This window comes from Floridaenema evergladense BLCC-F167 (assembly GCF_041929205.2).
Classification (GTDB): domain Bacteria; phylum Cyanobacteriota; class Cyanobacteriia; order Cyanobacteriales; family Aerosakkonemataceae; genus Floridanema; species Floridanema evergladense.
Map to the genome: position 1 here is coordinate 2,303,804 of NZ_CM171625.1, position 14,681 is coordinate 2,318,484.

At 40.8% G+C, this 14,681-nt stretch carries 15 protein-coding genes; 9 read left to right on the top strand and 6 right to left on the bottom strand.

Annotated features, from left to right (window positions below):
* The first annotated feature begins 20 nt into the window (after positions 1–20).
* The 3 genes from ACE1CA_RS11230 to ACE1CA_RS11240 are packed head-to-tail and all read left to right on the top strand — an operon-like array spanning position 21 to position 1,391.
* Complete coding sequence (locus ACE1CA_RS11230; protein ID WP_413281877.1) at positions 21–476, top strand: response regulator; 456 nt, start codon at positions 21–23, stop codon at positions 474–476.
* Positions 477–494: 18 nt separating this feature from the next.
* Complete coding sequence (locus ACE1CA_RS11235; protein WP_413281876.1) at positions 495–935, top strand: DUF29 family protein; 441 nt, start codon at positions 495–497, stop codon at positions 933–935.
* Positions 936–947: 12 nt separating this feature from the next.
* Positions 948–1,391, top strand: a complete 444-nt coding sequence (locus ACE1CA_RS11240; RefSeq protein WP_413281875.1) for a DUF29 family protein — start codon at positions 948–950, stop codon at positions 1,389–1,391.
* Between the two features lie 83 nt (positions 1,392–1,474).
* Here ACE1CA_RS11240 and ACE1CA_RS11245 read toward each other — a convergent pair whose 3' ends face one another.
* Positions 1,475–3,619, bottom strand: a complete 2,145-nt coding sequence (locus ACE1CA_RS11245; RefSeq protein ID WP_413281874.1) for a peptidase domain-containing ABC transporter — start codon at positions 3,617–3,619, stop codon at positions 1,475–1,477.
* Between the two features lie 206 nt (positions 3,620–3,825).
* Positions 3,826–4,074 (bottom strand): hypothetical protein, encoded by a 249-nt coding sequence (locus ACE1CA_RS11250; RefSeq protein WP_413281873.1) that lies wholly within the window; start codon positions 4,072–4,074, stop codon positions 3,826–3,828.
* Positions 4,075–4,238: 164 nt separating this feature from the next.
* Between ACE1CA_RS11250 and ACE1CA_RS11255 the strand changes: the two genes are divergently transcribed.
* The gene (locus ACE1CA_RS11255; protein WP_413281872.1) at positions 4,239–5,198 is read left to right on the top strand and encodes a beta-barrel domain-containing protein; all 960 of its coding nucleotides are present in this window, start codon (positions 4,239–4,241) and stop codon (positions 5,196–5,198) included.
* Positions 5,199–5,580: 382 nt separating this feature from the next.
* On the opposite strand, the gene ACE1CA_RS11260 is transcribed toward ACE1CA_RS11255, so the two are convergent.
* Both ACE1CA_RS11260 and pgeF read right to left on the bottom strand, forming a co-directional pair.
* Positions 5,581–6,429 carry a DUF4351 domain-containing protein gene (locus tag ACE1CA_RS11260; protein ID WP_413281871.1) on the bottom strand — a complete coding sequence of 283 codons (849 nt, stop codon included), beginning with the start codon at positions 6,427–6,429 and terminating at the stop codon, positions 5,581–5,583.
* A gap of 14 nt (positions 6,430–6,443) precedes the next feature.
* Positions 6,444–7,289: a peptidoglycan editing factor PgeF gene (pgeF, locus tag ACE1CA_RS11265; RefSeq protein ID WP_413281870.1), complete on the bottom strand. Its 846-nt coding sequence runs from the start codon at positions 7,287–7,289 to the stop codon at positions 6,444–6,446.
* 79 nt (positions 7,290–7,368) lie between these two features.
* Between pgeF and ACE1CA_RS11270 the strand changes: the two genes are divergently transcribed.
* Both ACE1CA_RS11270 and ACE1CA_RS11275 read left to right on the top strand, forming a co-directional pair.
* Positions 7,369–8,184, top strand: coding sequence for a biotin--[acetyl-CoA-carboxylase] ligase (locus ACE1CA_RS11270; protein ID WP_413281869.1), 816 nt, complete (start codon positions 7,369–7,371; stop codon positions 8,182–8,184).
* 34 nt (positions 8,185–8,218) lie between these two features.
* A complete protein-coding gene (locus tag ACE1CA_RS11275) occupies positions 8,219–9,940 on the top strand; it encodes a M23 family metallopeptidase (protein ID WP_413281868.1) in 1,722 nt (573 codons plus the stop codon).
* A gap of 80 nt (positions 9,941–10,020) precedes the next feature.
* Here the strand turns inward: ACE1CA_RS11275 and ACE1CA_RS11280 are convergent, their stop codons facing one another.
* The gene (locus ACE1CA_RS11280) at positions 10,021–10,674 is read right to left on the bottom strand and encodes a riboflavin synthase (protein ID WP_413281867.1); all 654 of its coding nucleotides are present in this window, start codon (positions 10,672–10,674) and stop codon (positions 10,021–10,023) included.
* A 364-nt stretch (positions 10,675–11,038) separates the two neighbouring features.
* On the opposite strand from ACE1CA_RS11280, the gene ACE1CA_RS11285 reads away from it, so the two are divergent.
* The 3 genes from ACE1CA_RS11285 to ACE1CA_RS11295 all read left to right on the top strand — a co-directional run bounded on the left by ACE1CA_RS11285 (position 11,039) and on the right by ACE1CA_RS11295 (position 13,394).
* Positions 11,039–11,542, top strand: coding sequence for a bifunctional nuclease family protein (locus ACE1CA_RS11285; protein WP_413281866.1), 504 nt, complete (start codon positions 11,039–11,041; stop codon positions 11,540–11,542).
* Between the two features lie 54 nt (positions 11,543–11,596).
* Positions 11,597–12,721: an aldo/keto reductase gene (locus tag ACE1CA_RS11290; RefSeq protein WP_413281865.1), complete on the top strand. Its 1,125-nt coding sequence runs from the start codon at positions 11,597–11,599 to the stop codon at positions 12,719–12,721.
* 157 nt (positions 12,722–12,878) lie between these two features.
* Positions 12,879–13,394 carry a hypothetical protein gene (locus ACE1CA_RS11295; RefSeq protein ID WP_413281864.1) on the top strand — a complete coding sequence of 172 codons (516 nt, stop codon included), beginning with the start codon at positions 12,879–12,881 and terminating at the stop codon, positions 13,392–13,394.
* Here ACE1CA_RS11295 and ACE1CA_RS11300 read toward each other — a convergent pair.
* Entirely contained in the window at positions 13,352–14,548 is a 1,197-nt protein-coding gene (locus tag ACE1CA_RS11300; protein ID WP_413281863.1) for an extracellular solute-binding protein, read from the bottom strand. The two genes, ACE1CA_RS11295 and ACE1CA_RS11300, sit on opposite strands and share 43 nt — an antisense overlap.
* Between the last annotated feature and the right edge of the window lie 133 nt (positions 14,549–14,681).

A 14,681-nucleotide genomic window follows, 5' to 3' on the forward strand; every position in this document is an offset into this window, starting at 1 on the left:
ATTAGAATAAATCTCATCTGATGAATACCACTACCAATCAATCCTTTTTAATTGTTGAAGATAGTGATGAAGACTTTTTTACTTTTGAACGCATTGTTAGGAAATTGTCAGTTACTCAAGCGATTTACCGTTGTTCAGATGGGGATGAAGCCTTAGACTTTCTCTACCATAGAGGTCAATATACCAATCCAGAACAAGCACCTCGCCCATCAATTATTTTACTAGACTTAAATTTACCAGGCATAGATGGACGAGAAATTTTAGCGCAAATTAAACAAGATAGCGAACTGAGTATTATCCCTGTAGTTGTATTTACAACATCTTCTAATCCCAAAGACGTGGAAATTTGTTATCAACAAGGTGTTAATAGCTACATGATCAAGCCAATTAATGTCAACAAGTTAATGCGTAGCATTCAACTTTTAATTGAGTATTGGTTTGAAGCCAACACTTTACCAAAATTGGTCAACAAATGAAGTAAGAGAGAAAACTTTATGGAAGAATTACTTGAACTCAAAGAACTCCTATTAAAAGGCGACATTAAAGGGTCATTAGACATAATTGAAGAACTGGAAGAAATGAGCCGTGATGATAAAATTACTGCAATTAGTAGCTATGCAATTATTTTGCTTTTGCATTTAATCAAACAACAAGTTGAAAATCGCACAACTCGTTCTTGGGACGTTTCCATTCGCAATTCTATTTGGCAAATTCAAAATAAAAATAAACGCCGTAAATCAGGCGGCTACTACTTAAGTTCAGAAGAATTAAATATAGCTTTAGAAGAAGCTTATCCCAGAGCAATTGATAAAGCAGCACTTGAAGTAGAATCTGGTAAATATGAAGCAGAAGAATTAGCAAAAATGGTTAATCAAGAAGAAATTTTAAATCGAGCGATCGCTTTAATTTTAGCAAATGAATCTTCCCAATCGTAAGGAGAAAACTTTATGGAAGAACTACTTGAATTAAAACAACTTCTACTTAAAGGCGACATTACGGGATCGTTAGCTATTGTTGAAGAACTGGAAGAAATGAGTAAAAAAGATATAATTAAAACCATTCGTAGCTATGCAATAATTTTGCTTTTACATTTAATCAAACAGCAAGCAGAGAAGCGGACAACTCGTTCTTGGGAAGTGTCTATTCGCAATTCAATTAGGGAAATTCAAAGAGAAAATAAACGTCGGAAAGCTGGAGGTTATTACTTGACTCCAGAAGAATTAAACGAAATATTGGAAGAAGCTTTTTTAAATGCTATTGATGAAGCTTCCTTGGAAGTTGCAGAAGGGCTTTATGAAACGGAAGAATTAGAAAAATTAGTTGATAAAGCAGAAATTATCGATCGCGCCCTAACCCTAATCTCACCCACAGAAACCGATAATTTAACTTGACTCTCTGCGTCTGGATCAGATAAAAAAAAGACAGGCAAAAAGCCCGTCTCCAAAAATTGTTTGTTTCGTTATTTCCCCAAAAATTAAGGATTTAAAAACCCTTGATGTTCGCCACGTTTAGCACCTAATTCCTCCAAAGTACCTTGTAACTTTACTCGTCCTTGATCCAAATAAATCACCCAATCAGCACGATTAACAACTCTCGGACGGTGACTAATTAAAATAGTCGTTTTTCCCCGGCGATGACTTAGTAAATTCTCCAAAACTTGCGCCTCACTCACCGGATCTAACCCAGCAGTTGACTCATCCAAAATTAGAATTGATGGGTCATTTACGATCGCTCTGGCAATAGCTAACCTTTGTCTTTGTCCCCCAGAAATATTCGCGCCAAACTCACCTAAAACACTTTGATATTTGTCAGGTAACTGACTAATAAACTCATCAGCACCAGCAATACGACAAGCTTTAACAATTTGTTCAAAAGTGACTTGAGGCGAACCTAAACGGAAATTTTCAATAATCGATCGACTCCAAAAATGAGCATCTTGGGGAACTAAAACCACCTGCTGACGGAAAGATTCCAAAGCTAAATCTTGCATATTATAAATGTCAATGCGAATATTACCAGATTGCGGTGTATATAACGTAGCAATAATTTTCGCTAAAGTACTTTTACCACAGCCAGATTTACCAATTACCGCAACTACTTTCCCCCCAGGAATTGTGAGAGAAAAGTTTTTCAGTAATTCTATTTTGCCGGGATAATGAAAGTTGACATCGCTGCAAATAATATCAGAATCTCCAGGGATAATTGCTTCCGGTTTTTTCGTATCTCCTTCAGCTTCTGGAGTAGCATCGATAACTTCTGTTAACCGTTGACTAGCTGCTTGAACGCGAGCAAATTCATCAACAAACCCAATAGTAGTAGTAATTAAACCTGCAAAACTTTGATTTAAACTATTGAATGCTAGTAATTGTCCGATCGTTAACTCTTTATTGATTACTAACAAACTACCTAACCAAAGTAAAGCTACCGCACCACTATCAGAAACAAACGAAGAAAATACATTGTTAACGATACCAATTTGAGTAGTGCGGAGAGAGAGATTTGCTAAACGACCAAATCTACCCTGTATTTCTTCCCAAAACTGACCAAAAGCGTTAGTAGTTTTAAGAGTTTGTGCGCCTTTAAATGTTTCAACTAAAACACCTTGGTTATCTGCTTCTTGGACTAAAAGATTGCGAGTTTTTTGTTGCAGACTGGGCATGAACAAAATAGTCGAAACAGTCATTAATGCAGCAATAATCACAGCAGCTATAGTTAATTTCCAGCTATAAATCAGCATGAAAATAAAAGAAATACTGGCGACAAATAACTGACTGGGATAAGTAACAACGATTTGAGAAACTAACTGGTTAATTTCTTGAATATCTTGCAACCGACTAACAATTTCACCACTGCGACGAGCTTCGTAATAAGCTAAAGGTAAACGAAGAATTTGTCTGCCGAATTCTAAGACTAAACCTAATTCTAATCTTTGGGCAAAGTGGGCGATAAAATTGGATTGCAGTAGCCCTAAACCACTACTAAAAAGGTTCATGACTATAACTGCGATCGCCACACCAGTAAGTAACTGCATATCTCCCCGAATTAACACATCATCGGTAAGAATTTGCAGCAAAAAAGGCGAAGCTAAAGACAGAAAACCTAAAACAACATTTAGTAGTAATGCTTGCAATAATAAAGCACGATAAGGCCAAACTCTCTCAAAAAAGCGACCAAACCCACCTATTTTATCTTCTGGTTGATTGTAGAATCTGACCGGATCGGGTTCTAGCAAAAGCATTACCCAATCTTCCCAATTTTCGGTTAATTCCTCTTTCGTAATGTAGCGAATTCCCACAGCAGGATCGGCAATAACATACTTCTTTTTCCGCTGTCCGTACAAAACAACCCAGTGAGTTCCCATCCAATGAATGATAGCTGGTAATGGTGCATCATTCATGTGGTTGAGAATTTCGGGGGAACTTTTCACAGTTCGGGCATTAAAACCTAAAGCTTCTGCACCCCTTCTTAAACCTAGCAAGGTAGTTCCTAATTTGCCCGTACCAACTGCTTCTCGAGTGCGGTTCAGAGTTAACAAACGCCCGTAAGACTTAGCAACAGAAGCTAAACAAGCTGCACCGCAATCTTCTTCACTATGTTGTAAAACAACTGAGTATTTCATTGGATAATCTATATTAGTGTTAGATGCTAGATCAGCTATTCATCGCTACCTAACACAAATCAGAAAAAAACACCCATTATATATATGGGTGTTCTTGTGCGTATTTAGTCCCGTTCCGAGTTACATCTGTAGAGAAATTTGGGCAATTTCAATGTGTTTGCAAACTACTTGATTGCTCAAATTTCTAACCTACATATCTAGTAGGCTTACCAGTCGCAACCACCCCAAGCTCCGTAACCACCGTAGCCGTAGCTAGTGCGGTAGTAGGAGTAGTAGCGTGGACGGTAGTAGGAAGCACGGTAGTAGCGACGGTAGTAAGGACGGTAGCCGTAGTAAGAACGACGGTAGCGACGGTAGCCGTAGCCGCAGTAGTAGTAACCACCGTTAACACTAGCAGCTTCTTCAGAATTCAACTCAGTAAAAAGTTCTAGTTTTTGAATTTCTTGGTTATCCATAAGTAACTCCATTGATGACAAGTGTTAAATCTCGCTTAGTAGTTTGCTGATTTGTTGTTCTACCTTGCGAATTCAGTTACAGATTCCCTGCGTTACCCCCTTCCATCCGGAAGGTATGCAGGGAGTTTTCAGAAAAATTTTCACCTAACTAACTGAATGCCATCATGAGTAATAGATTTGATTCCAACCTACTCAATCCTTTAGAAAGCGATGAGTTTCTACCCCCAATTAGTCGTTGGGCAAAGTTAACAGGGCTGTGTTTAGCTGCTACGTTTGGCGTAGCTTTAGGATTATCGGCGGTGATTAAATACAGCACAACTGTAGATGCTATGGGAATGGTTCGTCCAGCAAGTGAATTGCAACTTGTGGAGTCAGCAACCCAGGGAAAGGTGAAAAGTATTGATGTTAAGGAAAATCAGGATATTAAGGCGGGAGATCCGATCGCTAAAGTAGATGAAAATCCTTTAAAAAACCAAAAAAACAACCTAAAGAAGCAGATAGATCAACTAAGCTCTCAACTGGCTCAACTTGGTTCTCAAATAAATCAGTATAAAGCTAAAAATCCCGATTCAAGTAACATTTGGTACTTGTTCCGTCGTTACAAAAACCTAGAAGAACAACTCAACAATACCCAAAGCCAATATTACCAAGTTTCCCAAATGTTAGATAATGCTGTGGTACGTACTCCGGTATCTGGCAGAATTCTTAAATTGGACTTGCAAAGTATTGGTCAACAGGTGAAAACGGGACAACAAGTAGCGCAAATTCTTCCCACTAATACTTCCATGTTGGTAAAAGCAAGAGTGGCACTACAAGATATTGGTCAGGTACAGATTGGTCAGACTGTACAATTGAGAATTTCGGCTTATCCTTATCCTGATTATGGAGTTTTGCAAGGAAAAATTACTTCAATTAGTGCTGATGCAATTACACCTCAAAATAGTGTAGAACAAAGCTCTCCTTACTATGAAGTGACTATTGAACCGGAAAAGAGCTTTTTGGTGAAAAGCGATCGTTATTATCCCTTACAGCCGGGAATGGAGGTTACAGCTAACATTATTTCTAAAGAAGAAACTTTTCTAAGCTTTATTCTCAGAAAAGCTAGATTAAGTACTAATTTATAGGGGAGTTAAAGGAAAAGTGTGTAGGGCAACGGCATCTTTAACATACCCAAAGATGGCGGCGTAGGGACACGGCATCATAGAGATTTTGGACAAGTTGAAAATATTAATAATGCCGTGTCCCTACCATAATAATTTGGTATGCTTGTGATTTAAAAAGAGCGATCGCTAAAGAAATTCTCTACCATCTTTTCCAAGGCAATGTTGTAGCTTAATGGAAAAAATATGGACATGAAATAGAAGAAGTTGAGCAGATCAAGCAGCAAGCAGAAATTGACTCAGAAGAAGATTCTTTAAAGCTCGATCGATACAAAATAGTAGAGACAGGGATAATTAATATTTTACAACTTACGCAAAGATTACCAATTCCTTGTCCCTAAATTATTTAAATTCTCCGCCGTTCCTCCAACCAATTCACCAAATCAGAAACATCATAAAAATCAAACAACGCCTCAATCAAATCCTCCAATTGTGTAACAGATAATTCCTCAAGGCGAGATTCTAGTTCCGCATTTAATGTACCAAAACGGCGCACCAGCGGACGCATTACCATTACCAATGCTTCTTCTTGTCTTCCCTCTTGTCTTCCCTCTTGTCTTCCCTCTTCCAAAATATCTTGATAAATTACCGACTCCCGCATAATTCCCTCCCGAAAAAGATTGCGAATCAAATTTTTATTAAACCTTAAACCTGCCAATATTTCAGTAGAAGCTGAAATTTCCTGGCGTTGTACCTTTGACTCTATTTTAGCCACTTCTGATGCTACTTGAGTCAGTAACTCAGTTGGATTATTTGTAGCTGCTAAAACAGCCATTGGTAGTAGCGCTAGATCTTGTAATAATGGTTCTGGGGGTTGTTCCCACATTCTAATTACTTGATATCCATGACTGGTTAATCCCTGGCGAAACTGGGTTTCTAATACTGCTGAATTAGTAGTTTGTTGCAACCAAATCAACACTTGTGTTACGGGTAAATTGTATTGCCAATAAAGCCGGACAAAATAATTCAACATTCGCAGTGGCATCGGTTTACCAGTTGGCACTTGCACTTGAAATTCTAAATGCAAAATTTCTGAGTGTGTGCGTAAGAAAGTGACAGAATCAGCGCGAATTGGTTCAAGACTCAACTCGGTTTTTAACACTTCTACTCTAGTTGTTGGCTGTCCCAATAACCAGCTAGCGAATTTGTCAGGATACTTCTCTGCCAGATACTTACATAAATTATCGAACTGCATCTCATTTATTTGAGTTATTGGCTAACAATTCCTGACCATTGCACCTTTTTTAACCGATCGCGACGATAGGAAAAAAAGTAATCTGGTTGTTGATAGGTACAATGAGGAGAAATAGCTATTTGTGATTCAGTAATTCCCATTTGTTTTAACTGTAATTCATTGATTCTGCGAACATCTAAACGCACTTTTCCGGGTGCGGAATCTGGGAGGATGGGAGAATTTGGTAGCTCTTGTAAAGCATTTAAAATTGCTGTTTCCGAGTTGGCAGAAACAACAGTAGAGCCTACTTCTGCTGCTACTTCTTGGGAAACTTGATATACTTCTCCGGTAATTGCTGGCCCCATTGCGATGCGAAGATTTTCTAATTTGCTACCTTGAGAAGTTAGACGTGCGATCGCTTCTGGTACAATTCTCTGAGCCGTACCCCGCCAACCCGCATGAATAGCTGCCACCTGTCCCGTTATTTCATCAGCAATTAACACCGGAGTACAATCAGCAGTACAAACCCAAACCGCCTGCATTTCCCGTTCGCTCACCAAAGCATCAGCTGGTGGTAAAGACTCAAACTCTGACGTTCCGGCATCTGTTTCTACACCTAAAAACTTTTGCACTTCGGTTGGAGTTAATACAGCATTACCATGCACCTGTCTTACCCGGTAAAATTGAGCATCCTTGTGTAAAACTTGTACCAAATCTACCGGAAAGCGGGGCGAAAACTGTCGGGTAAAAAAGCCATGCTGCCAGTTTGCCAACAAGCTACAAGTTAAATAAGGCAAACCTTCCCAAAAACACCATTGCCAAGAATGGAAAGAATTAGCAGAATTATTTGGTTCCAGTTCAGTTGTTTGAGGAGAAATCACGCTGACAAAACTTTAGAAAGCAACAGCGCTTTCTATGCTAACCTATACCAAGATTTAGTAAATTAAAAATTTAGAATTAATGGTGGGATTCGATCGGCAGAAGTTTACCGAAGCATTAGACATAGTAAAACAGAACTATCACCATCTAAAGCAACCTGTCAACAACCACTTTACACTTCATTTATTTGACATTCTCCCTTCCACCAATCAAAAACTTTGGCAACTAATTGCACAAGGCGCAGCACCGGGAACCGTCGTCATTGCCACCGAACAACAAGCAGGCAAAGGTCAATGGGGTCGGCAGTGGTACTCGCCTCCAGGTGGATTATACTTATCTTTGTCATTAACTCCTAATTTGCCAGTAAAACAGGCCGCTCAACTAACCATGAGTAGCGCTTGGGGAATAGCGCAAAATTTACGCCAACTTGGTATCCCAGTCTACCTCAAATGGCCTAACGATCTGGTAATTTCTAAATATAAACTTGGCGGCATTCTAGTAGAAACTAGAGTTCAGCAAGAGCGCATTACCAAAGCAGTAATTGGTGTTGGTATTAATTGGGTTAATCCAGTTCCAGAAACAGGTATTAACCTGCAATCTTGGCAAGAAAATCATCCCGGACTAATATCTTCACTAGAAATGTTAGCTGCCCTTGCCCTGACAGGAATAGTATCAGGATACGAATACTGGCAGCAAGAAGGAGTAGCTGCATTCTTGCCCGCTTACGAAAAACTGTTAAACAATATAGGTGGTTCCATAGAAATTAATGGACAGCAAGCAGTGATAGTTGGGGTTTCGGAAACTGGGGATTTGCGAGTTTGCTTAAAGAGTGTGGGGGAAACCCCCGCTTCAGAAATTCATCTGGCATTAGGTACAATCAGTTTGGGTTATTCTTAAAAATTTTGTGAGTAATTAATACGGTGTGATGGAGATGGAAAAACCAAATTACGAAAACGAGCAAATAAGAGAAACTGACTCAAAAAATCAACTAGGGGAAACAAGCGTCAGTCATACGCCCAAGATTGCTGATTTTTGGCAACGTTCCTTGCTGATGAATGGGTTAGGGTGGTTGGGAGCGATCGCATTTCTCAGCAGTAGCATAGTTTGGGTAGAAAATTCCCATTCTGGGATAGCCTTTGCTGCTCCCGAAATCCCAGAAATTATGCCCAAAGCTGCGCCAGACATTCCCGCACCACCAGCAAAAGAACCCGAACCTGAGCCTGTATTCATCAGACGTACCCCAACCCCTTCACCTAGCTCATCCACTAGCACTAGAACTCGATCGCAAAACCGGGTCACTCAATCTCGGAGCAACAGCACTAACACTAACAACACCAATAGCAACTCCTACATCGACCCAACAGATTACAGCATAGGAGCAACCAATAGAAGAGACATACCAGGACGTTCCTATCAACCACCAAGCGCTGTAGTATTCCAAGAACGTTACAAACCTAATCAGCGAGTAGTTCCACAATCACCTCTTGAAGAACCTAGCACGGATGTAGCAGCAGTAAGACGGAGAGGCAGAAGAAGTGCGATGACTGCTCGTCGTGGTAATGCTTCTCTTACTCAAATTAGCCGCGCACCAAGAACTTACGACATAGAGCGTCCAGATTCTGCCGAAATCAGTCGCGTCCCCAGAATTTACGAAATTGAACGCAACACTCGTCGTACTCAAAACAGTCGCGTTGCCAGAACTTATGAAATTGAGCGGATAACTCTAGAACCATTAAACCGGATCTCGCAAAGACGATCGAACCAAGGAATAGAGAATCCCGAAACAACTAAAGTAACTCGACGGCGAGGCACAACACTAGCCGCTGCCAATCAAATCAGAGTTAGCGCAATTAACATAAATTCCAACGGCATGAGAATCAGTCGCGCTGGAGTGATTAGAAGGGGAGAAACTCAAATTGCCAGCACTAATACCAATGGATTAATCGGTAGTTTCAGGAACGATCGAAATTCTCGGAATCAGGTTTTGAATTATTACTACAACTCCATCAACCCCAGCGATTCATCAAATAACGAATCCAACCGTACTAACCTAGCCTTGATATTCCCCTTAGCTATTCCTGCTCAAATTACCTCCGTATTTGGTTGGCGAATCCATCCAATTACAGGTGAGAGGGGCTTTCATGCTGGCACAGATATTGGTGCGCCAATGGGAACGCCTGTATTAGCGGCTCATGCAGGTAAGGTAGCCCTTGCCGATTTCTTGGGCGGTTACGGTTTAGCAGTGGTATTGCGTCACAATCAAGATGCCCAAGAAACCCGCTACGGTCATCTTTCCGAAGTTACCGTTAAACCTGGAGATTGGGTAGAACAGGGAACAGTTATCGGTCGAGTTGGTGATAGCGGTCATTCAAATGGCCCTCACCTGCATTTTGAAGTCCGGGAACAAACACCCCAAGGTTGGGTAGCTAAAGACCCAGGAGTACAATTGGAATACTCTCTAGCTCGATTGGTACGGGCTTTCCAAAGCGGTCAGGCAACTGTACCACAAGATATCCAATCTTACGAGATGCCACCAAATACCTTACAAAAGGAAAAGTTATCGCCCCAAGTTCCTATACCGAGCGCTGAGTTACCGGAAATTTCCATAACCGGAACCGATTCACCACCTCCGTTATTGTCTGCCGGAAATTGATTTCTAGCAGAGGGGTTGAGGGGCAGAGGGGCAGGGAAGAATTTAAAACTTAAAACTGTCCCACTCCCCAGTCCCAGGCTTCAAACATAGCCGTTTTCTACTAAAAATTCGGGTGTTATGGTTTGGGGAGATTGGCGGAAATTTACGAGTTTTTCGACGTATTTGCCTAAGATATCGGCTTCTAGGTTTACCTGGCTGCCGTTTTTTAATAGGTAAAGGTTGGTGTGGGCGTAGGTGTGGGGGATGACGGCGACTTTGAACCAAGTTCCGTCTGTGTTGGATTCGGCTACGGTTAGGCTTACGCCGTTTACTGTGATGCTGCCTTTGGGGACGATGTAACGGGCGACTGATTCGGGGACAATAAAACCCATTTCCCAGGAGTTAACGGTTTGTTCTACTGTTTCTAAACAGCCTACTCCGTCTATGTGTCCGGTTACGAAGTGCCCGCCTAGTTTACTTCCGACTCGGAGGGAGGTTTCTAGGTTGACGCTGTTGTATTCTAGGCTTCCTTTGCCTAAGCGAGTGCGATCGAGGGTTTCTGGGGAGGCGGTGGCTAGAAATCCTTGGGGAAGTATTTCTTCTACGGTGAGGCAGATGCCGTCTACGGCTATGCTGTCACCGATCGCCAAATCCTCTAAAATCATATCGGCTGTGTTTTGGGCACAGGTGATGCTGACGCGATCGCCACTCTGAAATTGAATCGTTCCTAAACTCTGAATTAGTCCTGTAAACACGGCTTTAAGAAAAATTTTTAAACACGGCTTTAAGAAAAATTTTATTTTTAGTTCCTAATTTTATGCTATATATGCCTCTCAAACGTACTTGTTTAACCAACCGAGAAAAGTAGTTGTTTGGGGAAATGTGAAAATTTTGCAGGCACGGTTAGGATCGTAGTCGAGAGCAGGGCATACTGAGAATGTAAAGACATTCTTATTAGATAGTATCGGTTTGACTTCAAGTGGCTATAACTGCCAGTATTGAGTTTAATCGGTAACTCTCTAAAACCCTAAACTCTAGGGTACTAACCTGAAAAAGTCCAGTACCAGATTATCGTATAAATGTAATCTCCTTGACCAAGGTATTATATAGGCTAAACCAATGATAGAGATGAAAGTCGCTGGAATTGCAGTAGATGCAATCACGCGCAGCCCAATTGTACTCCTGAAAGATGGGACTGAGCGACGGGCTTTGCCGATCTACATCGGTCAAGATCAGGCAAAGTCAATTATCGCCGCCCTGGAAAATCAACCGCCTCCCCGTCCTCTCACCCATGACTTGCTAGTAAATATGTTGGAAGCGTGGGAAATGCGGGTGGAGCGAATTATTATTCACTCCTTACAGGACAATACTTTTTATGCGATCTTGACGGTTCGTAGAGGTGAGGTCAAAAAAGATATTGATGCTCGTCCTAGTGATGCGATCGCAGTGGCGTTGCGTACCAATAGCCCGATCTGGGTGATGGAAGAAGTGATTGCTGATGCTTCTATTCCTGTGGATAGAGATGCTGATGAAGCAGAACAAAGGGCTTTTCGGGAATTTCTGGAAAATGTTAGACCCGAAGATTTGATTCAGCGACGTGGCTTCAGCAGTGGAGAAGCCTAAATTGTCATTAGTCATTGGTCATGTCCACAAATGACAATTGACATTTGATTAAATATGCGATATAGGCGTTTTGGTAAAACCAATCTCTGGCTCTCAGTGTTTTCTCTGGGAACTATGCGCTACTTGGATAGTGAGGATAATGCGATCGAAACTGTACGGCAAGCGGTGGCGCAAGGAGTAAATCACATCGAAACAGCCAGAGGCTATGGGAAAAGTGAGGAGTATCTGGGAGCAGCATTAAGCGCAGGTTTAGGTCTACCACGCTCCCAACTTTATATCACTAGTAAAATTCCGCCCACAGTTCAGGCTGATACCATGCGCCGTCATATCGATGAGTCTTTAGAGCGGTTGAAAGTTGATTATTTGGATTGTTTGGCGATTCATGGGTTAAATACTTGGGAACATTTAGACTGGGTAGAAAATGGCTGTGTTTCGGCGGTGCAGCAAGCGATCGCAGATGGTCAAGTCAGGCATTTTGGTTTTTCGACTCACGGCAGTTTAGAATTGATTGTCAAGGCGATCGACTCTGGTTTATTTGAGTTCGTCAATCTGCATTATTATTACTTTTTCCAACGAAACGCCCCCGCAGTAGAATTAGCAGCACAAAAGGATTTGGGCGTTTTTATTATCTCACCTGCTGATAAGGGCGGACGCTTATTTGCTCCACCGACAAAGTTAAAAGATTTGTGTGCGCCGTATTCTCCTTTAGCTTTAAGTTATCGGTTTTTGTTGAGCGATCGACGCATTACCACCCTCAGTTTAGGCGCAGCTAATCCCAGCGAACTATCTGAAGCCTTAAGCATAGCCGATCGCGATTACCCGCTCACAACTGAGGAGTTAGAAATTTTAGAGGATCTGGAATCTCATCAATCAACTATTCTCGGAACAGACAAATGTAGCCAGTGTTATGCTTGTCTTCCTTGTCCCGAAAATATTAACATTCCTGAAGTTTTAAGACTGCGAAATCTTGCGGTTGCTTACGATATGACAGATTATGGTCAGTATCGTTATCGAATGTTTGAAAATGCCGGACATTGGTTCCCTGGAGTTAAAGCTAACCGCTGTACTTCCTGCGGAGAATGTCTCCCCCGTTGTCCAGAAAATTTGGATATTCCCTCTCTGTTAGATGATACCCATCAAAGATTAAATGGGCCAAATCGTCGCCGACTTTGGGAATGAACTCAGTTGCATCAAGAGGCAGAGCCTCCATTTTTCGTTCCCAGGTTGAACCTGGGAACGAGGAACGAGGATCTGGGAGGTTCTACCTCCCCTGCTACAAGATGTGAATGAAGGTAGAAGGCAGAAGTAAAAGGAAAAGTAAAAGTGGGAGTGCTAAATGAGTAAACAATTATTGGTAAAATTTCCCCAATTAAATTTAATTTTTTGGCTATTTTTCCTTTTATTTTCTGTTAACTTGCAACCAGTACAAGCCCAATATCGAGAGAGGTTTCAGCAAGCAATAAAGAAAAATATCTGCTCCAATCCGGTGACAGAAAATGATATTTCCCAAACAGGAATTACACGACCTAGTATCTGGTGGGCGGAACAAAGATTTGGCAATTTACTATTAGATTATTGGTTTACTTGTCCCGGTGATAGACGGGTATATTTAATAGTTAATCGCCAAATTTGGAATTCCCTAAATTATGTAGATAGATACGCTTTTGTCAATCATTTTGGGCTTTATTCTAGAACGGCTGAATACAATGTGGAAGTATTAAATCCCCAATTAGAAAATTTAGCGGCTTATCGATGTAAGTATGGTATAAATCCAAATATTTGCCAGTTGTGGGTGGAAAGTTTTGGTAATTATTCGCCTCCACCTTTGCGATCGCCTAAACCTAAACCTTGAAACCGAATTTCTCGCCACAAATTTAAGTATTGCTGTTGCGCTTTTGCAGAAAGCGGTAAAATAAAATCACTTCTTTTGTAAATTTCTGGCGAGGGGAAAATTAACTTTTTATCGCGGATAATTTTTGGTAATTCTGCCAAACTTTCGCCAGCAAAAATTGGTGAAGCAGCTTTTCCAAAGCGCGAAAATAAAACTGCTATGTCTGGTTGCCAACCAAAATCAATCCAACTCTCAGCTAAACTAAAGTCATCATTAGCTTTAGTCGGACGTACCCATAAATCTGCCCAAAGAGAGGTTCCAGATTGAGGAATTACTGCTCCAATCATGTTTGAGTAGCGTTGGATTACTGGCAGGATATCTGTAGACCAACCGACAGCTAACCAAGTATCGCCCAAGATCAAGGGTTGTAAATAGTTGTCATTGCTATAGAATTTTACTTGGCGATCGAGCGCTTTCAATTCTGATTTAAGTTGGGGAATTTTATCTAATTGTTGAGTGTTGTAAGAGTTTTGCGGGTTAATTTTTTTTAAGGTTAAACCGATGACTTCTCTTGGTTGATCTGGTAAAGAAATGAAATTTTGCAACCTCTCTTGCCACAAATCATTCCAATCTTGAGGCGGATTTAAACCTTCAGCTTTAAACTTATCTTGATTGTAAACAATCATTGTCGTACCCCAACGGTAAGGCGCACCCCAAACTTCTCCTTTTAAGTCAATATTTCCCTGTTGATTCCGGCGTACTAATCGCTGATATTGTAGGGGTAATTCTTCCCATTTTTTAAGTTGTTCGGTATCTAAAGGTTGAATTAGTTTTTGCTCGATCGCTGCATTTAACCAATAATCCCCTAAAGTGACTAAATTTGCGATCGAACTCGTTTTTTCTCCCCCGGAAAGCAGCGGCAACCTCGACCACCAATTTTGCGGTTTAGGCTTTTCTTGTAAACTACTAAACAAACTAATTAATTGTGCTTCCACCATTAAATCTAATTCACCTTTCCGCTTAAATTTCTGGCGAAATTCATTTAATAGTTGAGCCGGAATAGAATCTTTTAGCAGTCGAATTCTTAAACTTGCCTCTTCCTGACTGCTACAGCCTGCGAATAACCCAGAAATTGCTAGAGTACTAGTACCCCATAAAAAATCGCGTCGTTTCATTTAACATTAATTAGGCAATTTTGCTAGTTAATTTTTCCAAAGTCTTTTGTCAATAAGGATGTTTACTTGACTTAATTTACCTGAACTACAAACAAAGTAACTAATTTAATTAAGGTAACATAATTCTCCTGGG